Annotated in this window: 18 protein-coding genes and 1 pseudogene; 12 read left to right on the plus strand and 7 right to left on the minus strand. The window is 73.7% G+C overall.

The window, feature by feature from the left end:
* Window positions 1-91: 91 nt before the first annotated feature.
* Window positions 92-796 carry a GAF and ANTAR domain-containing protein gene (locus ABD976_RS15885; RefSeq protein ID WP_345363770.1) on the plus strand — a complete coding sequence of 235 codons (705 nt, stop codon included), beginning with the start codon at window positions 92-94 and terminating at the stop codon, window positions 794-796.
* Between the two features lie 81 nt (window positions 797-877).
* Complete coding sequence (locus ABD976_RS15890; protein WP_345363772.1) at window positions 878-1,414, plus strand: SdrD B-like domain-containing protein; 537 nt, start codon at window positions 878-880, stop codon at window positions 1,412-1,414.
* A gap of 52 nt (window positions 1,415-1,466) precedes the next feature.
* On the opposite strand, the gene aztA is transcribed toward ABD976_RS15890, so the two are convergent.
* Window positions 1,467-2,180: a zinc ABC transporter ATP-binding protein AztA gene (aztA, locus tag ABD976_RS15895; protein WP_345363774.1), complete on the minus strand. Its 714-nt coding sequence runs from the start codon at window positions 2,178-2,180 to the stop codon at window positions 1,467-1,469.
* An 82-nt stretch (window positions 2,181-2,262) separates the two neighbouring features.
* Here aztA and aztB point away from each other — a divergent pair, with 82 nt between their 5' ends.
* From aztB to aztD, 4 genes are read left to right on the plus strand one after another with little or no spacing between them, the layout of a single operon-like run.
* Window positions 2,263-3,126: a zinc ABC transporter permease AztB gene (aztB, locus tag ABD976_RS15900; RefSeq protein WP_345363776.1), complete on the plus strand. Its 864-nt coding sequence runs from the start codon at window positions 2,263-2,265 to the stop codon at window positions 3,124-3,126.
* Entirely contained in the window at window positions 3,123-4,298 is a 1,176-nt protein-coding gene (locus ABD976_RS15905) for a WD40 repeat domain-containing protein (protein ID WP_345363778.1), read from the plus strand. The genes aztB and ABD976_RS15905 overlap by 4 nt, the downstream gene beginning before the upstream one ends.
* A complete protein-coding gene (aztC, locus tag ABD976_RS15910; RefSeq protein WP_345363780.1) occupies window positions 4,295-5,215 on the plus strand; it encodes a zinc ABC transporter substrate-binding protein AztC in 921 nt (306 codons plus the stop codon). The genes ABD976_RS15905 and aztC overlap by 4 nt, the downstream gene beginning before the upstream one ends.
* A gap of 38 nt (window positions 5,216-5,253) precedes the next feature.
* The gene (gene aztD, locus ABD976_RS15915; RefSeq protein WP_345363782.1) at window positions 5,254-6,432 is read left to right on the plus strand and encodes a zinc metallochaperone AztD; all 1,179 of its coding nucleotides are present in this window, start codon (window positions 5,254-5,256) and stop codon (window positions 6,430-6,432) included.
* Between the two features lie 128 nt (window positions 6,433-6,560).
* On the opposite strand, the pseudogene ABD976_RS15920 reads toward aztD, so the two are convergent.
* The 6 genes and pseudogenes from ABD976_RS15920 to paaK form a co-directional block, all read right to left on the minus strand.
* Window positions 6,561-7,720: pseudogene (locus ABD976_RS15920) on the minus strand (NAD(P)/FAD-dependent oxidoreductase).
* On the minus strand, window positions 7,717-7,917 hold the full coding sequence (locus tag ABD976_RS15925) for a ferredoxin (RefSeq protein WP_345363784.1): 201 nt from the start codon (window positions 7,915-7,917) through the stop codon (window positions 7,717-7,719). The pseudogene ABD976_RS15920 and the gene ABD976_RS15925 overlap by 4 nt, the downstream one beginning before the upstream one ends.
* Complete coding sequence (locus tag ABD976_RS15930) at window positions 7,914-8,621, minus strand: TetR/AcrR family transcriptional regulator (RefSeq protein ID WP_345363786.1); 708 nt, start codon at window positions 8,619-8,621, stop codon at window positions 7,914-7,916. Before ABD976_RS15930 ends, ABD976_RS15925 begins: the two co-directional genes overlap by 4 nt.
* Window positions 8,618-9,853 carry a cytochrome P450 gene (locus ABD976_RS15935; protein ID WP_345363788.1) on the minus strand — a complete coding sequence of 412 codons (1,236 nt, stop codon included), beginning with the start codon at window positions 9,851-9,853 and terminating at the stop codon, window positions 8,618-8,620. The genes ABD976_RS15930 and ABD976_RS15935 overlap by 4 nt, the downstream gene beginning before the upstream one ends.
* 205 nt (window positions 9,854-10,058) lie before the next feature.
* Complete coding sequence (locus tag ABD976_RS15940) at window positions 10,059-10,670, minus strand: TetR/AcrR family transcriptional regulator (RefSeq protein WP_345363790.1); 612 nt, start codon at window positions 10,668-10,670, stop codon at window positions 10,059-10,061.
* A 158-nt stretch (window positions 10,671-10,828) separates the two neighbouring features.
* A complete protein-coding gene (gene paaK / locus ABD976_RS15945; RefSeq protein ID WP_345363792.1) occupies window positions 10,829-12,172 on the minus strand; it encodes a phenylacetate--CoA ligase PaaK in 1,344 nt (447 codons plus the stop codon).
* 224 nt (window positions 12,173-12,396) lie between these two features.
* Here paaK and paaZ point away from each other — a divergent pair, with 224 nt between their 5' ends.
* Genes paaZ through paaE form a run of 6 tightly spaced genes read left to right on the plus strand, consistent with a single transcriptional unit; the run spans window position 12,397 to window position 18,122 of the window.
* Window positions 12,397-14,445: a phenylacetic acid degradation bifunctional protein PaaZ gene (gene paaZ, locus ABD976_RS15950; RefSeq protein ID WP_345363794.1), complete on the plus strand. Its 2,049-nt coding sequence runs from the start codon at window positions 12,397-12,399 to the stop codon at window positions 14,443-14,445.
* Window positions 14,445-15,386, plus strand: coding sequence for a 1,2-phenylacetyl-CoA epoxidase subunit PaaA (paaA, locus tag ABD976_RS15955; protein WP_345363796.1), 942 nt, complete (start codon window positions 14,445-14,447; stop codon window positions 15,384-15,386). The genes paaZ and paaA overlap by 1 nt, the downstream gene beginning before the upstream one ends.
* The gene (gene paaB, locus ABD976_RS15960) at window positions 15,383-15,664 is read left to right on the plus strand and encodes a 1,2-phenylacetyl-CoA epoxidase subunit PaaB (protein WP_345363799.1); all 282 of its coding nucleotides are present in this window, start codon (window positions 15,383-15,385) and stop codon (window positions 15,662-15,664) included. Before paaA ends, paaB begins: the two co-directional genes overlap by 4 nt.
* A gap of 10 nt (window positions 15,665-15,674) precedes the next feature.
* Window positions 15,675-16,550 carry a 1,2-phenylacetyl-CoA epoxidase subunit PaaC gene (paaC, locus tag ABD976_RS15965; protein WP_345363801.1) on the plus strand — a complete coding sequence of 292 codons (876 nt, stop codon included), beginning with the start codon at window positions 15,675-15,677 and terminating at the stop codon, window positions 16,548-16,550.
* Window positions 16,544-17,038 (plus strand): 1,2-phenylacetyl-CoA epoxidase subunit PaaD, encoded by a 495-nt coding sequence (gene paaD / locus ABD976_RS15970; protein ID WP_345363803.1) that lies wholly within the window; start codon window positions 16,544-16,546, stop codon window positions 17,036-17,038. The genes paaC and paaD overlap by 7 nt, the downstream gene beginning before the upstream one ends.
* Before the next feature lies 1 nt (window position 17,039).
* A complete protein-coding gene (gene paaE / locus ABD976_RS15975; RefSeq protein ID WP_345363805.1) occupies window positions 17,040-18,122 on the plus strand; it encodes a 1,2-phenylacetyl-CoA epoxidase subunit PaaE in 1,083 nt (360 codons plus the stop codon).
* The last annotated feature ends 159 nt before the right edge of the window (window positions 18,123-18,281 follow it).

Consider the following 18,281-nt stretch of genomic DNA (forward strand, 5'->3'; position numbering starts at 1 on the left):
CCCGCGCCCCGTGCGTTCGGACCGCCCGCCGACCTGCTCCAGCCGTGCGCCGCCGGGCGGACGGCGTCCGGTACCGGGAGAGAGGAGCGGGATGCCGGAGTCGGACGGTGAGGACCTGGCGATCGCGTTGGCGCACATGTCGCGGGACCTGCTCGCCCAGGAAACGGTGCAGGGCACGTTGGACCGCATCAGCGCGCACGCCGTGGACCTCGTCGACGGCTGCGAGGCCGCCGGGATCATGGTGGTGCACCGCAAGGGCCGGGTCGAGACCGCCTCGGCGACCGCCGACCTCGTCCGGGAATCCGATCGGACCCAAGCCGAGCTGGGCGAAGGTCCCTGCCTGGACGCCGCCGCGCACTCGACCCCCGCGTACCGCATCGCCGACATGGCCGGGGAAGGGCACCGGTGGCGGTGTTACGCGCCGCGGGCCCGGGACCTCGGCATCGGCAGCATGATGGGCCTGCTGCTCTACACCGACGAGGACGAGCTGGGCGCCCTGGACTTCTACTCCTCCCGGCCCGGGGCGTTCACCGACCGCTCCGAACGGCTGGGCTGGGTGCTCGCCTCGCACGCCGCGGTGGCGTTCTCCTCGGCGCGCTCCAGCGCGCAGCTCCAGTCGGCGATCGGCACCCGGCAGGACATCGGGGAGGCCCTCGGCATCATCATGGAACGCCGCAAGGTCCCGGAGGAGCAGGCCTTCGCCCTGCTGCGGCAGGCTTCCCAGCACGGCAACACCAAGCTGCGCGACATCGCCCAGCGCGTGATCACCACCGGGGAGATCCCCGGCGTCGACTAGGCCGAGCGGGAACGCCGTTCCCCGCAACCGACGCGGACGCGAGACGTCTTCATGATCGGCGGGACCGATCGAGGAGGACAGATGCGTCCATTCGGTGTGGCCGCGGCACTCGTGCTGCCCGCAGCGCTGGTCACCGCCGCACCCGCCGTGGTGGGGAGCCCGCTGCCCGCGTCCGCCGCGCAGGAGACCGGCTCCCTCTCCGGGGTGGCCTGGCACGACCTCAACGCCGACGGCCAGATCCAGGAGGGCGAGCCGCGCCTGGCGGGCGTCGCCATCGACACCTGCTGCAACGGGGCGCTGCCGCAGACGGTCCACACCGCGGCGGACGGGAGCTACTTCATCGACGACGTCCCGGTGGCGGAGTACGGCCTCCACTTCGAGCTCCGCGAGGGCATGACGTTCTCGCCCCCGGGAATCGGTGACGAGCGGACCAACTCGGACATGATCGACTTCGACGACGGCCGGGCCGAGGCCGAGGTCTCCGTCGGCAGGCCCGGGGTGCTCCCGGCGTCCGGCATCAACGCGGGTTACGTCACCGCTCCCTGCACCGGGCTGAACGAAAGACGAGCGGGGCGGATCCCACCCAGAACCCGCCCCGCGCACCCGGAAGTGACGTGAGTGAGGGGCACCCTTGCCCAAGTAACCGGGGCAAGGGTGCCCCTCACTCAGCTCACGAAAGGGTGAGGGTGAGGCCCCACACCTCCTGGACGAGTTCGGGGTGGAGCGCGGTGCCGGGTGGTCCGGCCGCGGCCAGCCGTCCGTCGCGGAGCAGCAGGCAGTGCCGGGCCCGCACCGCCTCGGCGAGGTCGTGCGTCACGTGGACGACGGTGGTGCCGCGCGCCGCGACGTCCTCCAGCACGGTGTTGATCCGCTGCTGGGCTTCCAGGTCGAGCCCCGCGCCCGGTTCGTCGAGGAGCAGCAGCCCGGCCTCCTGGGCGAGTCCCTGGGCGACGAGCGCGCGTTGGCGCTGACCGCCGGAGAGCGCGCCGAGCTGGCGGTCGGCGAGGTCGGCGAGGTCCAGCCGTTCCAGGCAGTCATCGACGATCGCCCGGTCGGCGCGGGTGAGCCGGCGCCACGGCCCCCGCGCGGACCACCGGCCCATCGCGACCGCCTCGCGCACCGCGAGCGGCAGGGCGTCGGAGACCGCGGAGCGCTGCGGGACCAGCGCGGGGCGGGTGCGGTCGGCGAGCCGGACCGCGCCACCGCTCGGCGCGAGGACCCCGGCGACGACGTCGAGCAGGGTCGACTTCCCCGAACCGTTCGGCCCGACGATCGCGGTGATCCCGCGCCGGGGGACCTCGGCGGTGATCCCGTGCAGGACGGGCCGGTTCCGGTACCCGGCGCTGATCTCGTGCAGTTCGACCGCGCTCCGGTCGGTGTTCATCGGGCTCCGCTCCTCCACTGGTGACCACGCTCACCGAACTCAGACTGGAATGAGATTCATTTTCATCTTAGAGTACCGCGTCATGGACTGGTTGGTGCTGCCCTTCGAGGTGTCCTTCGTGCAGCGGGCGCTGCTGGCCGGGGTGCTGGTCTCGCTCATCTGCGCGCTGGTCGGCACCTGGGTGGTGCTGCGCGGGATGGCCTTCCTCGGCGACGCCATGTCGCACGGGATGCTGCCCGGCGTGGCGCTGGCCTCGGTGCTGGGCGGTGACCTGCTCCTCGGGGCGGCCCTCAGCGCGGGCGCGATGGCGACCGGGGTGACCGCGCTGGGCCGGTCGCGGCGGCTGAGCCGGGACACCGCCATCGGGCTGCTGTTCGTCGGGATGCTCTCGGTCGGCGTGATCATCGTGTCGCATTCGGACTCGTTCGCGGTGGACCTCACCGGTTTCCTGTTCGGCGACGTGCTCGCGGTGACCGGCTCGGACCTGGTGCGGCTGGCGGTGGCCCTGGTGATCACCGGCGTGCTCGCCCTGGCCGGGCACCGCTCGTTCGTCGCGCTGGCCTTCGACCCCCGCAAGGCCCGCACCTGGGGGCTGCGCCCCGGTGCGGCGCACGCCTTGCTGCTCGGCCTGGTCACGCTGGCGATCGTGGCGTCCTTCCACGTCGTGGGCACCCTGCTGGTCTTCGGCCTGCTCATCGCCCCGCCCGCCGCCGCGGTGCTCTGGGCCCGCCGCATCCCGGCGATCATGTTCGGCGCCGCGCTGCTGGGCGCCTTCGCCACCGCGGCCGGCCTGCTCATCTCCTGGCACTGGGGAACCGCCGCGGGCGCCACGATCGCGGCGACCTCGGTGGCCCTGTTCTTCCTCTCGGCGCTGTGCGCCGCACTGCGCGACCGGGTCCGCCCCGCGATCGCGCCCGACCCACGGAAAGTCGAGTCCACCGCATGAGAACCACCACGAAGACCGGGTTGGCCCTGCTGGCCCTGCTCACCACCGCGGCCTGCGCCGCCGAGCCCGCGCCGCCCCCGCCCGCCGCACCGCACGGCTACGTCGAAGGCGCCGAGGAGGCCGCCGAGGCCCAGTCCCGGCTCGTCGTCGCCGGTGCGGGCACCGTCCGGGTGCTGGACCTGATCAGCGAGGACGTCGAGGAGATCGCTCGGGTGGACGGCGCCACCGGCCTCGTCGGCGACGGGCGCTACGCCTACGTCGGCGGTCCGGGCCGGTCGGTGCGGGTGGTGGACAGCGGCTCCTGGATGGTCGACCACGGCGACCACGTGCACTACTACCGGGCCGCCGCGCGGGACGTCGGTTCCTTCCCCGCCGGGCGGCCGGTCGCCGCGCACAGCGACACCGCCGTCGCCGCCGTCACCGACGAGACCGGGACGGCGACGCTGCTCGACCGCGCCGCGCTGGACGAGGGATCGGTCGCCCCGCTCGCGACCGTCCCGGTGGCGCCCGGTGCGGCGGCGGTCCCGCACGCCGGTCACGTGCTCGCGCCCCGGGAGTCCGGGGTGCGGGTGCTGGACCGGTCCGGTCGCGAGGTCGGGTCGATCGAGCGGCCCTGCCCCGACCCGCGGGGCACCGCGGTGACCGGGCGGGGCGTCGTCATCGGCTGCGCGGACGGGGCCCTGCTCGTCGACGAGGACGACGGCGCCCTCACCGGGACGAAGATCGGGTACCCGCGGCAGGTCGCCCCGGACGAGCGAGCGGTGGAGTTCCGCAACCGGCCGGGCAGCGCCACCCTCGCCGCCCCGGCGGGCGAGCGCGGCGTGTGGGTGCTCGACGTCTCCGAACGCGCGTGGACGCTGCTGCCCACCGGTCCGGTGGTGACGGCCAACGCCGTGGGGGCGGGCGGTCCGGTGCTCGCGCTCACCGCGGACGGCGTGCTGCACGGCTACGACCCGGGCACCGGTGAGGAGATCGCCACCACCCGGATCAGCGAGCAGCCGCTCGACCCGGCGCTCCCGGACCCCGCCATCGAGATCGACACCAGCCGCGCCTACGTCAACGACGTCGCCACCGGGACGATCCACGAGCTCGACTACAACGATTCCCTGCGCCTGGCGAGGGAATTCCCGCTCGGCGGCGAGGTCGCGCACGTGGTGGAGACGGGACGATGAGGGCCGCGACCGGATTCCGGAGCCGGGTGGCGGCGCTGGCCCTCGCCGCGCTCGCGCTCGCCGGGTGCGCCCCGGCCGCCGAACGCGCCCAGGTGGTCGTCACGACGAACGTGCTCGGCGACATCACCCGCGAGATCATCGGCGACCAGGCACCGGTCTCGGTGCTGATGAAACCCAACGCGGACCCGCACTCGTTCGGGGTGTCGGCGCAGCAGGCCGCCCAGTTCGAACGGGCCGATCTCGTGATCGCCAACGGACTCGGACTGGAGGAGGGCGTCGCGCGCAACATCGACGCGGCGGCGCAGGCCGGGGTGCCCACCCTCGCGGTGGGCGAGCACGTCGATCCCCTCCAGTACGCCCAGGACGAGTCCGCGGGGGCGCCCGACCCGCACTTCTGGACCGATCCGCTGCGGGTCGCGCGGGCCGTGGACGTCATCGCCCGGCACGTCGTGGAGCACGTCGACGGGGTGGACCCGGCCGCGGTGCGCGCCAACGCCGAGCGGTACCGGGGTGAGGTCGAGGCGCTGCACGCGACGATCTCCGAACAGTTCGCCGCGATCCCCCCGGAACGCCGCACGCTGGTCACCAACCACCACGTGTTCGGCTACCTGGCGCAGCGCTACGACTTCGAGGTGATCGGGGCGGTGATCCCCAGCGGCACCACGCTGGCCTCACCGAGCGCCTCCGACCTGGCCGGGCTCGCCGAGCAGATCACCACCGAGGGAGTCCCGGCGATCTTCGCCGACACCTCGCAGCCCGACCGGCTGGCCCGCGCGCTCGCCGAGCAGGCCGGGGTGCGGGTGCGGATCGTCCCGCTGTTCTCCGAATCGCTGAGCCGGCCAGGGGAAGGCGCGGCCACCTACCTGGAGATGACCACCCACAACGCGAACGCGATCGCCACCGCGCTCGGTGGCTGAACGCGCACGTCCCGACCGAGGAGAAGAGGGAGTTCATGGTGAACCCGATCCGAGCGAGCAGGCGCCCCGCGGTGCTCGTCATCACCGCCGCGGCGCTGGTCCTGTCCGGCTGCGGTGCCGCGGAGGCGCCCACCGGTGCCTCCGCCGGGCCCGAGGCGGCACCGGGCCCCGCCGTGCCGGAACCGCTGGTGGTCACCTACGACGGCGGTCTCCAGGTGCTCGACGGCCGCACCCTGGAGGTGGCGCGGGACATCCCGCTGGAAGGCTTCAACCGGATCAACCCCGCGGGGGACGGCCGGCACGTGATGGTCTCCACCTCCGACGGTTTCCGGGTGCTCGACGCGGTCCACCCGGAGCTCACCGACATCCGGTTCCCCGGTGAGAAGCCCGGGCACGTCGTGCACCACGACGGCCGCACCGCGCTGTTCATCGACGGCACCGGCGAGGTGCTCACGTTCGACCCGGCGACGCTGGCCGAAGGGCCGCCGGAGACCGAGAGCCACCTGTCCGCCGAGCCCCACCACGGGGTCGCCGTGGAGCTGGGCAACGGCGAACTCGTGACCACGCTGGGCAACGAGGAGGAGCGCACCGGCATCGTCGTGCTCGACGAGCAGCGGCGGGAGATCGCGCGCAACGAGCAGTGCCCCGGAGTGCACGGTGAATCGACCGCGCAGGGCGGGGCGGTCGTGGTCGGCTGCGAGGACGGCGCCCTGGTCTACCGCGACGGCACCATCACCAAGATCACCAGCCCGACCGAGTACGGCCGCATCGGCAACCAGGCCGGTTCGGAGCACTCGCCGATCGTGCTCGGCGACTACAAGCAGGACGAGGACGCGGAACTGGAGCGCCCCCAGCAGGTTTCGGTGATCGACACCACCAACGGCACGCTGCGGCTGGTGGATCTCGGCACCAGCTACACGTTCCGCTCGCTGGCCCGCGGACCCGAGGGCGAGGCGCTGGTGCTCGGCACCGACGGCGCGCTGCACGAGATCGACCCGGTGGCCGGGCGGGTGGTGCGCTCGATCCCGGTGATCGAGCGGTGGACCGAACCGCTGGAGTGGCAGCAGCCGCGGCCCGCGCTGTTCGTCCGGGGCGGTACCGCCTACGTCACCGACCCCGCCGGGCGGGCGATCCACGCCGTCGACCTCGGCACGGGGGACAAGACCGCCACCGCGACGCTGCCCGCCGCGCCCAACGAGCTCACCGGCGTGAGCTGACCGCGGTCCCCGAGCGCGCCGCCGTTCCCACCCGGGAGCGGCGGCGCGTCGTCGGAAGCGCACCGACTGCCGCTCGCGGGTGGAGCTGGCCGCGGCCCGGCTGGTGCCGGGATGAGCTGCGGGTGGGTTCAGGCGGTGATCTCCTGGCGCAGCAGCCTCGCCCGCTTGGCCATGTTCCAGCCCAGCACGCCGGTGGTGCGCCCGTCCCGCTGGTACCGGGCCACGAACCGGCCTTCCTCGACGGCGCCCTCGGCGATGGTCACCTCGGCGTCCGGGGGCAGGACGCCGTGCACCTGCACCTTGACGTCGTACTGGTCGGTCCAGAAGTAGGGCACCGGGGTGTAGGGGCGCTGCTCGCCGAGGAGGGTGGCCGCACGGCCGCGGCCTGCTCGGTGGCGTTGGTCCGGTTCTCCAGCCGCACCAGCCCGCCCAGCCCCTCGTGCCGCCACCGCGCCACGTCGCCGACCGCGTAGATCCCCGGTGCGGCCCGGCAGTGCGCGTCGCAGACCACTCCGTCGTCGAGGTCCAGGCCGCTGCCCGCGAGCCAGTCGGTCGCCGGGACGGCGCCGATCGCGACCACGACCACGTCGGCGGGCAGCACCTCGCCGGTGCTCAGCCGGACTCCCGAGACCCGTTCGCCCGCGGCGGTGAGGCCGTCCACCCCGGTGCCGAGCCGGAGCTCGACGCCGCGCCCGGCGTGCAGCTCGGCGAGCCTGCGCCCGACGAGCGGACCGATCTGGGCGGCCATCGGCGCCTGCTGCGGACCGACCATCGTCACGGTCGCGCCCATGCCCCGCGCGGTGGCGGCGATCTCGGCCCCGAGCACGCCCTCGCCGACGACGACCAGCCGCTCGCCCGCGAGCAGGTCGGCCCGCAGGGCCAACGCGTCCTCCACGGTGCGCAGCACGTGGACGCCGCCGAGACCGGACTGGCCGGGCAGCGTCCGCGGCCGCACCCCGGTGGCCAGCACGACGGCGTCGCCGCGCAGCTCGCGCCCGGAGGCGGTGCGCACGGTCCGGGCCGCCGGGTCCAGGGCGGTCGCCGGGTCGCCGAGGACGAACTCGGCGCGCAACGCCGCCAGGGCGTCCTCCGGCCGCAGCCGCGCGCGGTCCGGTTCCCAGTCCCCGGCCAGCACCTTCTTCGACATCGGCGGCCGGTCGTAGGGCAGGTGCCGCTCGGCGCCGAGCACGGTCACCGCACCGCCGTACCCGCCGCGCCGCAGCGCCTCCACCGTGGACAGACCCGCGGCGGAGGCGCCGACGACCAGCACCGAGTCCGGCACCGTCATGCCGACTCGTCGAGCTCGATGGCCCGGGCCGGGCACATGTTGGCCGCTTCCCGCGCGCCGTCGTGCAGCTCCGCCGACGGTTCGGCGTCGAGCAGCACCACGACGCCGTCCTCGTCGCGCTGGTCGAACAGGTCGGGCGCGACCATGACGCACGTCCCCGCACCGCAGCACTTGTCCTCGTCGACGGTCACCTTCATGACGCGTCCTCCTCTCCTCCGTGGGGAATCTCCTCGCGCGCGGCGTCGGGCACCGCCGGAGTCGCTGGGGCCAGCCACAGCCCCGTGATCGCGTCGATCAGCCCGGTCGCCGCCTGCTCCCAGGACGCCCGCCTGGTCGAGCCGCCGTCGGCGAGCGCGCGTTCCCGCTCGGCGATCGTGTGCACCAGCAGCAGGCGGGACATGTCCCGGCGCTCCCGCCGCACCTCCTGCGGGAGCTCGGGCAGGCACCGCACCAGCGCGTCGGTGGCGCGCAGCAGCGCGGGGGAGTGCAGCGACTCGGCCACCGCGATCTCGCGGTAGGCCGGATCGGTCATGATCTGCGCGCTGAACCGGCCGAACCACGTCGGCGGACCCAGGTCCGCGAGGTGGCGGGTGGTCGGGAGCACCAGGCACGCCACCCAGTCGCGCACCTCGGTGGACCGGTCGGACCGGTCGGCCATCGCACCGCGTACGTGCTCGATGCGCTCCTGGTGCTTGCGCACGATCGCGCGGACCAGCGCCGCCTTGGTGCCGAAGTGGTAGCCGACGGCGGTGTTGTTGCCCTGCCCCGCCGCCTCGCTGATCCGGCGGTGGGACACCGCGGCCGTCCCCTGCTCGGCGAACAGGCGTTCCGCCGCGACGAGGATCTGCTCCCGCGTCGCGGCGACCCGCCGCGTCCCCACCGGACCGGCGCCGGAAGTCACCACCGCACCGGCACTTCGGTGAGCCCGCCGACGACGAGCCCTTCCAGCGGGCGCAGTTCCTCGACCGGGACGGCCAGTTCGAGCGAGGGCAGCTTGCGCAGCAGCACCTCCAGCGTGACCTGGAGCTCGGTGCGGGCCAGCGCCTGCCCGAGGCAGGAGTGCGCGCCCGCGCCGAAGGCCAGGTGCGGGTTCGGGTTGCGGCCCAGGTCCATCTCGTCGGCGCCCTCGAACGCCGCCGAGTCGCGGTTCGCCGCGGCCATGCTGCACATCACGGTCGTGCCCCGGGGCAGCGCGGTGCCGCCGATCTCGGCCTCCTCGTGGAGGTAGCGGACCATGCCCAGGCCGGAGTTGGCGTCGAACCGCAGCACCTCCTCGACCGCGGTGCGGATCAGCGAGCGGTCCGCCAGCAGCGACTCCCAGCGCCGCCGGTCGGACAGCAGCAGGGCCACCATCTTCCCGATCATGTTGGCGGTGGTCTCGTGCCCGGCGATCAGCAGGCCCAGGCCGGTGGCGGCGAGGGCGTCGTCGGACATCCGCTCGCCCTCGGAATCGGTGGCGTTGATCAGCTCGCTGAGCACGTCGTCGCCCGGGTCGGCGCGCTTGGCCGCGACGTGCCCCGCCATGTAGGTGAAGAATTCGCGCTGGGCGGTGTCGAACTCCTCCCCGGTGAACCGGGTGAGGTTGAGGAACATGTCCGACCAGCGGGAGAAGCGATCCCGGTCCGCGGTGGGCACGCCGAGCATGTCGCAGATGACCCACACCGGGAGCGGGAAGCCCAGCCCCGCCTTCAGGTCCGCGGGCTGACCCCGCTCGACCATCTCGTCGATGAGCTGCTCGGCCATCGCTTCGATCTCGGGGCGCAGCGCCGCCATCCGCTTGGCGGTGAACCACCGGTTGACCAGCCGCCGCCAGCGCTGGTGGCCGTCGCCGCTCTGCGGGATCGCCGAGGCGATGTCGCTGTTGAACAGCCCGCCCGATTCGGTGTCGCTGACCCGGGCCGCGTCCGGGGCGTTGAGCTGCCTGCCGAACCGGGAGTCGGACAGCACCTGCTTGACGTCGTCGTAGCGGGTGAGCAGCGACACCTCGTCCCCGCTGGGCAGCTTCCCGCGCGCCACCGGGCACTGCTGGCGCAACTCCTCCCACTCCGCCGGGGGTTCCAGCGCCCCGGGGGCGGGGATCGGGTAGTCCAGCACCTGCTTGTCGGCCTGAGTCACCGCACGACCTCCCTGCATCCGCTCTCGCAACTGCCGACCAGTCAACCGCTCCGCACCACCTTAAGTCAAGCGATTGACTTAATCGGCAGCCGGGTCGAACAAGTGAGGGGCACGACCAGATGACAGGCCGGGGTACTCACCCCTTCGGGAGCTGAGTGAGGGGCCCCCTTGTCCCAGTATCTTGGGCAAGGGGGCCCCTCACTCCGCGCACGTTCGGGTGGGGTCAGTTCCGGCGGGGGCGGAGGCCGTCGAAGGCGACCGCGGTCAGCGCGTCGGCGAGGGCGTCGGCGCCCACGTCGCCGTCCGGCCGGTACCACTCGACCAGCGAGTTGACCATGCCGAACAGCAGCCGGGCCGAGGTCGCCGGATCGACGTCCGGGCGCAGGTCGCCGTCGGCGGCGGCCTTGCTCACCAGGTCGGCGACGATCTGGTCGAACTCCCGGCGGCGGGCCAGCGCGGCCCGCTCCACCTCGGTGTTGCCCCGGACCCGCAGCAGCAGCGTGACGAACGGCAGCTGCTCGACGAGCACCAGGACGCTGGCCCGCACCAGGTGCTCCAGCCGGTCGATGGCCCGCCCGTCGACGGTCTCGATCCGGGCCGCCTCGGCGAACAGCCCGTCGAGCCCCCGGTTCACGGCCAGCCGCAGGAGTTCCTCCTTGCCCGGCACGTGGTGGTAGATCGCCGACTTGGTGATGCCGAGGGCGCGGGCGAGGTCCTCCATGCTGGTGCCGTCGTAGCCGCGTTCGTTGAACAGCCCGACCGCGACCGCGAGCAACGACTCCAGGTCGTAGCCGGGCCTGCCTCGTCTGCCTGCGCGCTGGGGCGGGGTGCTCATGACCGCATTCTCCCAGGCCGTTCCGGGACCCGGCGGCGAGCTCGCCGCCGGGCGCGGGACGCCGCGCCCGCGCCGCCCCGCCGTCCCCCGGACCGCTGCGGACCCGCGGCGGGTGCGGGGTGGGCGAGTGCTGCTGCGGCGGCGGGCACGGCGGGCGCTCAGGCCTTCGGCCGCCGGTCGAGGACCCGGCGGAGCTTGCCGACCGACCGTTCGAGGGTGGCCGGTTCCACCACCCGCACGCCGACGCTGACGCCCACGCCGTCCTTGACCCGCGCGGCGATCTCGGTGGCGGCGGCGGTCCGGCGCTCCGCCGGGGTGTCGTCGAACGCTTCGACCAGCACCGTCATCTCGTCCAGCCGGTCCCGCCGGGTCAGCTCGATCTGGAAGTGCGGGGACAGCCCGTCCACGTCGAGCACGATCTCCTCGACCTGGAGCGGGAACACGTTGACCCCGCGCAGGATGATGAGGTCGTCGCTGCGCCCGCTGATCCGGTCCATCCGCCGGTACGCCGGGCGCGCCGTGCCCGGGCGCAGCGCGGTGAGGTCGCGGGTGCGGTAGCGGATGATCGGCAGCGCCTCCTTGGTGAGCGAGGTGAACAGCAGTTCCCCGTGCTCGCCGTCGGGCAGCGGGGCGCAGTCCACCGGGTCGACGACCTCGGGGTAGAAGTGGTCCTCCCAGACGTGCAGGCCGTCCTTGGTCTCGGCGCACTCCTGGGCCACGCCCGGTCCCATCACCTCGGACAGGCCGTAGATGTCCACGGCGTCGATGTCCATCCGCTCCTCGATCTCGCGGCGCATCCCCTCGGTCCAGGGTTCGGCCCCGAAGATGCCCACCCGCAGCGAGCAAGCGCGCGGATCGACGCCCTGGCGCTCGAACTCGTCGAGCAGCGTGAGCATGTAGGAGGGGGTCACCATGATGACCTCGGGCCGCAGGTCGGTGATGAGCTGGACCTGCCGGGCCGTCATGCCGCCGGAGGCGGGGATGACCGTGCAGCCGAGCCGTTCGGCCCCGCAGTGCGCGCCGAGCCCGCCGGTGAACAGCCCGTACCCGTAGGCGACGTGCACCGCGTGGCCCGGTCGCCCGCCCGCGGCGAAGATCGACCGGGCGACCGCGGTCGCCCAGGTGTCGAGATCCCGCTCGGTGTAGCCGACGACGGTGGGCGTGCCGGTGGTCCCGCTGGAGGCGTGCAGCCGGCGCACCTCGTCGCGCGGCACCGCGAACATCCCGAACGGGTAGTTGTCCCGCAGGTCCTGCTTGGTGGTCACCGGGAACTTCGCGAGGTCGGAGAGGTCCCGGCAGTCGTCGGGGTGCACCCCCGCCGCGTCGAACTTGCGCCGGTAGAAGGGGACGTTGTCGTAGGCGTGGTGCAGCGTCCAGCGCAGGCGTTCGCACTGCACCGAGCGCAACTCGTCGGTGCTGAGCCGTTCCGCCGGGGTGAGTTCGTCGACCGCCGGTGCGGCGCCGAGCCGCCGGGTCGGCACGTCGTCGTGCGTGGTGGTCATGCGGGACTCCTCGGTCTGCCCGGTGCCGGACGTGGAGGACGCGGTTCGGAGCGGGAACGCCCTACCGACCGAATGGACGGTGGGGAAATGGTGGGCCTCATGAAAGCCAGCGGGTGAGCCGATGTCAAGGCGGCGGAGCGGGTCGCCGCTCCGGCTTCCGCCGGCGGCCGTCGCGCGCTACCCTCAATTCCTGAACGTTCGGTAGGTAATCCCGAGGAGGTTCGATGGACCAGCGAACGACACCGCTGTTGCCCAGCTACGTCGGCGGCCGGTGGCAGGCGCCGTCGGACGAGGGCGTGCCCGTGCACGACGCGGTGACCGGTGCGGCGGTGGCCCGGATCTCCTCGGCGGGCATCGACATGCGGGCCGCCCTGGCGCACGGCCGCGAGGTGGGCGGGCCCGCGCTGCGCGAGCTGACCTTCCACCAGCGGGCGGCGCTGCTCAAGGCGCTGGCCTCGCACCTGCAGGAGCACCGCGAGGAGCTCTACCGGCTCTCGGCGCGCGGCGGGGCCACCCGGGGCGACGCGAAGGTCGACGTCGACGGCGGGATCGGTGCGTTGTTCGCCTACTCCTCCAAGGGACGCCGGGAGCTGCCCAACGCGACCGTCCACGTCGAGGGCGCGCCGGAGCCGCTGGGCAAGGGCGGCACGTTCGTCGGCCAGCACGTCTGCACCCCGCTGCGCGGCGTCGCGGTGCAGATCAACGCCTTCAACTTCCCGGTGTGGGGGCCGCTGGAGAAGTTCGCGCCCGCCTTCCTCGCCGGGATGCCGACGCTGATCAAGCCCGCGAGCCAGACCGCCTACCTGACCCACCGCCTCGTCGAGCTCGTCGTGGACTCCGGGCTGCTGCCCGCCGGCTCGGTGCAGCTGGTGTGCGGCGGGGCGGGCGACCTGCTCGACCACGTCGGGCCGCAGGACGTGGTGTCGTTCACCGGCTCGGCGTCCACGGCGCAGCGGCTGCGCGCGCACCCGGCGATCGTGCGCCACTCGGTGCGGTTCAACGCCGAGGCCGACTCGCTGAACTGCTCGATCCTGGGCCCGGACGCCATCCCCGGCACCACCGAGTTCGACCTGTTCGTCAAGCAGCTGGTCACCGAGATGACGGTGAAGGCCGGGCAGAAGTGCACCGCGATCCGGCGCGCGCTGGTCCCCGCGGAGCTGCTGGACGAGGTCGCCGCCGCGGCGGGCGAGCGGCTGGCCAGGGTCGTCGTCGGAGCCCCGGACGCCGACGGCGTGCGGATGGGCGCCCTGGCGAGCCTGGAGCAGCGCGAGGAGGTGCGCCGCTCGCTGAAGTCCCTGCTGGGCGCCGGTTCGGTGGTCTTCGGCGATCCGGACCGGGTCGAGGTGGTCGGTGCCGACGCGGAGCGCGGCGCGTTCCTCTCGCCGGTGCTGGTGCGCTGCGACGACCCGGAACGCTCCGAGCCGCACGAGGTGGAGGCGTTCGGCCCGGTGGCGGCGCTGCTGCCGTACCGCTCGACCGAGCACGCCGTCGAGCTCGCCGCGCGGGGGCAGGGCAGCCTGGCCGGATCGGTGGTCACCGGGGACCCGGAGTTCGCCCGGGACGTGGTGCTCGGCGCCGCGCCGTGGCACGGCCGGCTGCTGGTGCTCGACGCCGACGACGCCGGGGAGTCCACCGGGCACGGCTCGCCGCTGCCCAACCTCGTGCACGGCGGGCCCGGGCGCGCGGGCGGTGGTGAGGAGCTGGGCGGCATCCGCAGCGTGCTGCACCACATGCAGCGGACCGCGGTGCAGGGCAGCCCGGCCGTGCTGACCGGGGTCACCGGCCGGTGGGTGCCGGGCGCGCCGCGCGCGGCGGAGGACGAGCACCCGTTCCGCAAGCCGCTGGCCCGGCTGCGCGTGGGCGACAGCGTCGTGGCCGGTCCGCGCCGGGTCACCGCCGAGGACGTGGCGCACTTCGCCGAGTTCACCGGGGACACCTTCTACGCCCACACCGACGAGGCGGCGGCGCGGGAGAACCCGCTGTTCGGCGGCGTGGTGGCGCACGGCTACCTGGTGGTGTCCTTCGCCGCCGGGCTGTTCGTCTCGCCCGAACCGGGGCCGGTGCTGGCCAACTACGGCCTGGAGAACCTGCGGTTCCTCACGCCGGTGAAGCCGGGCGACGAGCTGACCGTGACGCTGACCGCCAAGCAGATCACGCCGCGCGAGAACGCCGACTACGGCGAGGTGCGCTGGGACACCGACGTCACCAACGCCGACGGCGACTCGGTGGCCAAGTACGACGTGCTCACCCTGGTCGCCAAGGAGGACCGCTGATGACACCGGAGCACGAGCTGCAAGCCCACTTCGAGCGCACCATCGCCCGCGACCAGCGCATCGAGCCGCGCGACTGGATGCCTGCCGACTACCGGAAGTCGGTGCTGCGCCAGACCGCGCAGCACGCGCACTCCGAGATCATCGGGATGCAGCCGGAGGGCGCCTGGATCACCCGGGCCCCCTCGTTGCGGCGCAAGGCGATCCTGCTCGCCAAGGTGCAGGACGAGGCGGGCCACGGGCTCTACCTGTACTCCGCGGCCGAGACGCTGGGCGCCGACCGGGCCGAGCTCACCGACAAGCTCATCTCCGGCGCGCAGAAGTACTCGTCGATCTTCAACTACCCGACGCTGACCTTCGCCGACGTCGGCGTGATCGGCTGGCTCGTCGACGGCGCGGCGATCTGCAACCAGGTCCCGCTGTGCCGGAGCAGCTACGGGCCCTACGCCCGCGCGATGATCCGCATCTGCAAGGAGGAGTCCTTCCACCAGCGGCAGGGCTACGAACTGCTGATGACCATGATGCGGGGCACCCCCGAGCAGCGCCGGATGGTGCAGGACGCCACCGACCGGTGGTGGTGGCCGTCGCTGATGATGTTCGGCCCGCCGGACGCCGACTCGCCCAACACCGAGCGGTCGATGGCGTGGAAGATCAAGCGGCACACCAACGACGAGCTGCGCCAGCGGTTCGTCGACATGACCGTGCCGCAGGCCGGGGCGCTCGGCGTCGCGCTGCCCGATCCCGAGCTGCGGTGGAACGCCGAACGCGGGCACCACGACTTCGGCGAGATCGACTGGGACGAGTTCAAGCGGGTGGTCTCCGGCGACGGGCCGTGCAACGCCGAACGGGTCGAGCACCGGCGCGCCGCCCACGAGGAGGGCGCGTGGGTGCGCGAGGCCGCCGCCGCGCACGCGGCCAAGCGGGAGGAGGTGGCCGCCGCATGAGCACCTGGCCGCTCTACGAGGTGTTCGTCCGGGGCAAGCGGGGGCTCAACCACGTGCACGTCGGCTCGCTGCACGCCGCCGACGCCGAGATGGCCCTGCACCACGCCCGCGACCTCTACACGCGCCGCAACGAGGGCGTGAGCATCTGGGTGGTCGAGGCCGCCGACATCACCGCGTCGAGCCCGGACGAGAAGGACCCCTTCTTCGCCCCGAGCGGCGACAAGGTGTACCGGCACCCCACCTTCTACGACATCCCCGACGACGTGCCCCACCTGTGAGCGAGCAGCCATGGCCTTCGACAACGCCTACGAGGCGATCACCGAGGACAACAGCGCCCGGTGGGCGTTCGGCACCGGGTTCGACGACCCGCTGTCCGGAGTGGACACCACGATCCCGGAGGGGGTCGAGCCCGGCGCGCTGGCCGCCTACTGCCTGATGCTCGGCGACGACGCGCTGGTCTTCAGCCACCGGTTGCAGCAGTGGTGCACCCGCGCGCCGGAGCTGGAGGACGAGGTCGCCCTCGCCAACATCGGGCTCGACCTGCTCGGCCAGGCCCGGCTCCTGCTGGCCCGGGCCGGGCACGCCGAGGGCGGCGGGCGCGGCGAGGACCACTACGCGTTCTTCCGGGACGCCCACGAGTTCCGCAACGTCGGGCTCGCCGAGCTCGAACGCGGCGACTTCGGCCGGCTCACCGCCGCGCTGCTGGTGTTCACCACCTGGCGGCTCGCGCTGTTCCAGCGGCTCACCTCCTCGCGGGACCCGGTGCTGGCCGCCATCGCCGCCAAGGGCGTCAAGGAACTGACCTACCATCGGGACTACGCCGCGCGGTGGGCCGTGCGGCTCGGCGACGGCACGGAGTTCTCCCGCGAGCGGCTGCTCGCCGGGCTGGCGGCGGTGCACCCGCACGTCGGGGAGCTGTTCACCCCGCACGAGGTGGAGTCGCGGCTGGCCGCGGCCGGGATCGGCGTGGACCCGGCCGGGGTGCGCGCCGAGTTCGACGACGTGCTGGTCCAGGTGTGCGCGGCGGCGACCCTGCCCGCGCCCGGACCGCCGCCCGCGGTCCCCGGTTCCACCGGCCGCGACGGCGCGCACACCCCGGCGCTGGTGGAGCTGCTGGCCGAGATGCAGGGCGTCGCGCGGGCGGACCCGGAGGCGACGTGGTGACCGCGGCGCGCGCGGTGGCGGAGTCGGTGACCGACCCGGAGCTGCCCATGCTGAGCCTGGCCGACCTGGGCGTGCTCCGGGAGGTCGCCGAGGAGGGCGGCCGGGTGGTCGTGTCCATCACGCCCACCTACACCGGCTGCCCGGCGCTGGACACCATGCGCGACGACCTCGTGCACGCGCTCCAGCGGGCCGGGTACCCCGACGTCGAGGTCCGCACCGTGCTGCACCCCGCGTGGTCGAGCGACTGGATCACCGCCGAAGGCAGGCGCAAGCTCGCCGAGGCCGGGATCGCCCCGCCCGGCCGGGCGCCGCGGCACCGCCCCGGCCCGGTCCCGCTGACGCTCGCGCCGCCCCCGGCGGACGTGCGGTGCCCGCGGTGCGGCTCGGCGGAGACCGAGCGGGTCTCGGAGTTCGGCGCCACCGCGTGCCGGGCGCTGCTGCGGTGCCGGTCCTGCCGCGAACCGTTCGAGCACGTCAAGGAGATCTGAGTTGACCGCGAGCACGAAGTCCCGCCTGCGCGGGGAATTCCACGCCCTCACCGTCGCGGAGCTCACCCCGCTGTGCGACGACGCCGCCGCCATCACCTTCGACGTCCCGCCCGAGCTGGCCGACCGCTACGCCTTCCGGGCGGGGCAGTCGCTGACCCTGCGCCGGGTGGTCGACGGCCGCGAGGAACGGCGCTCCTACTCGATCTGCGCCCCGGAGGGGGCGCCGCCGCGGATCGGCGTCCGCGAGGTGCCCGACGGCCTGTTCTCCACCTGGCTGGTGCGCGAGGTCCGCCCCGGCGACCGGATCGAGGTGGGCACGCCGACCGGCGCGTTCAGCCCCGAACCGGACGTCCCCGGGCGGCACGTGCTGGTCGCGGCCGGGTCGGGCATCACGCCGATGCTCTCGATCGCCGCGACGGTCCTGCGCGAGCCGGCGGCGTCGGTGACGCTGCTGTACGGCAACCGGCGCAGCGACTCGGTCATGTTCGCCGACGAGCTCGCCGACCTCAAGGACCGCTACCCGACGCGGGTGGAGCTGGTGCACGTGCTCTCCCGCGAGCCGCGCGAGGCGGAGCTGTTCACCGGCCGGCTCGACGCCGACAAGCTCGACGCGCTGCGGCCGGTGCTCGGCGACCTCGCGCGGGTGGACCACTGGTGGCTGTGCGGGCCGTTCGGGATGGTCACCGGGGTGCGCGAGCGGCTCCGCGCGGCGGGGGTGGCCGAGGACCGGATCCACCAGGAGCTGTTCTTCGTCGAGGCCGCCCCGCCCGAGCCGGTCCGGCACGAGGAGGCCCCGGTCGACGCCTCGGCCAGCCAGGTGACGATCGTGCTGGACGGGCGTTCCACCACCGTGCCGGTGCCGCGGGACGTCGCGGTGCTCGACGGCGCCCAGCGCGCCCGGCCCGACCTCCCGTTCGCCTGCAAGGGCGGGGTGTGCGGCACCTGCCGCGCCAAGATCACCGGGGGCGAGGTGGACATGCGCCGCAACTTCGCCCTGGAGAAGTCCGAAGTGGACGACGGTTTCGTGCTCACCTGCCAGTCGTTGCCGTCCTCGGACGCCGTCGTCGTCGACTACGACGCCTGACCGCCGTAGCCGGGCGCGTCCGCCCGGCGCGGCCGCGGTACTTGATCGATCATCCTGGCGCACCGGGGCGACCGAAAGGGGGCCGGAACCGTCCGTCGGGTGCCGTAAAAATCAATTCGACGCAGATTGTCCGGACCATTCGAATCGTTTTCATCGTAC

Source organism: Saccharopolyspora cebuensis, assembly GCF_039542665.1.
GTDB classification, from domain to species: Bacteria; Actinomycetota; Actinomycetes; order Mycobacteriales; family Pseudonocardiaceae; genus Saccharopolyspora; species Saccharopolyspora cebuensis.

Bases quoted from the DNA above. Each gene is read 5' to 3' on its own strand.
- paaB (WP_345363799.1), top strand. From the start codon at position 15,383: ATGAGCACCTGGCCGCTCTACGAGGTGTTCGTCCGGGGCAAGCGGGGG.
- paaA (WP_345363796.1), top strand. From the start codon at position 14,445: ATGACACCGGAGCACGAGCTGCAAGCCCACTTCGAGCGCACCATCGCC.
- paaC (WP_345363801.1), top strand. From the start codon at position 15,675: ATGGCCTTCGACAACGCCTACGAGGCGATCACCGAGGACAACAGCGCC.
- paaK (WP_345363792.1), bottom strand. From the start codon at position 12,172: ATGACCACCACGCACGACGACGTGCCGACCCGGCGGCTCGGCGCCGCA.
- ABD976_RS15940 (WP_345363790.1), bottom strand. From the start codon at position 10,670: ATGAGCACCCCGCCCCAGCGCGCAGGCAGACGAGGCAGGCCCGGCTAC.
- aztC (WP_345363780.1), top strand. From the start codon at position 4,295: ATGAGGGCCGCGACCGGATTCCGGAGCCGGGTGGCGGCGCTGGCCCTC.
- ABD976_RS15890 (WP_345363772.1), top strand. From the start codon at position 878: ATGCGTCCATTCGGTGTGGCCGCGGCACTCGTGCTGCCCGCAGCGCTG.
- aztB (WP_345363776.1), top strand. From the start codon at position 2,263: ATGGACTGGTTGGTGCTGCCCTTCGAGGTGTCCTTCGTGCAGCGGGCG.
- aztA (WP_345363774.1), bottom strand. From the start codon at position 2,180: ATGAACACCGACCGGAGCGCGGTCGAACTGCACGAGATCAGCGCCGGG.
- ABD976_RS15925 (WP_345363784.1), bottom strand. From the start codon at position 7,917: ATGAAGGTGACCGTCGACGAGGACAAGTGCTGCGGTGCGGGGACGTGC.
- paaZ (WP_345363794.1), top strand. From the start codon at position 12,397: ATGGACCAGCGAACGACACCGCTGTTGCCCAGCTACGTCGGCGGCCGG.
- ABD976_RS15935 (WP_345363788.1), bottom strand. From the start codon at position 9,853: ATGCAGGGAGGTCGTGCGGTGACTCAGGCCGACAAGCAGGTGCTGGAC.
- ABD976_RS15905 (WP_345363778.1), top strand. From the start codon at position 3,123: ATGAGAACCACCACGAAGACCGGGTTGGCCCTGCTGGCCCTGCTCACC.
- ABD976_RS15885 (WP_345363770.1), top strand. From the start codon at position 92: ATGCCGGAGTCGGACGGTGAGGACCTGGCGATCGCGTTGGCGCACATG.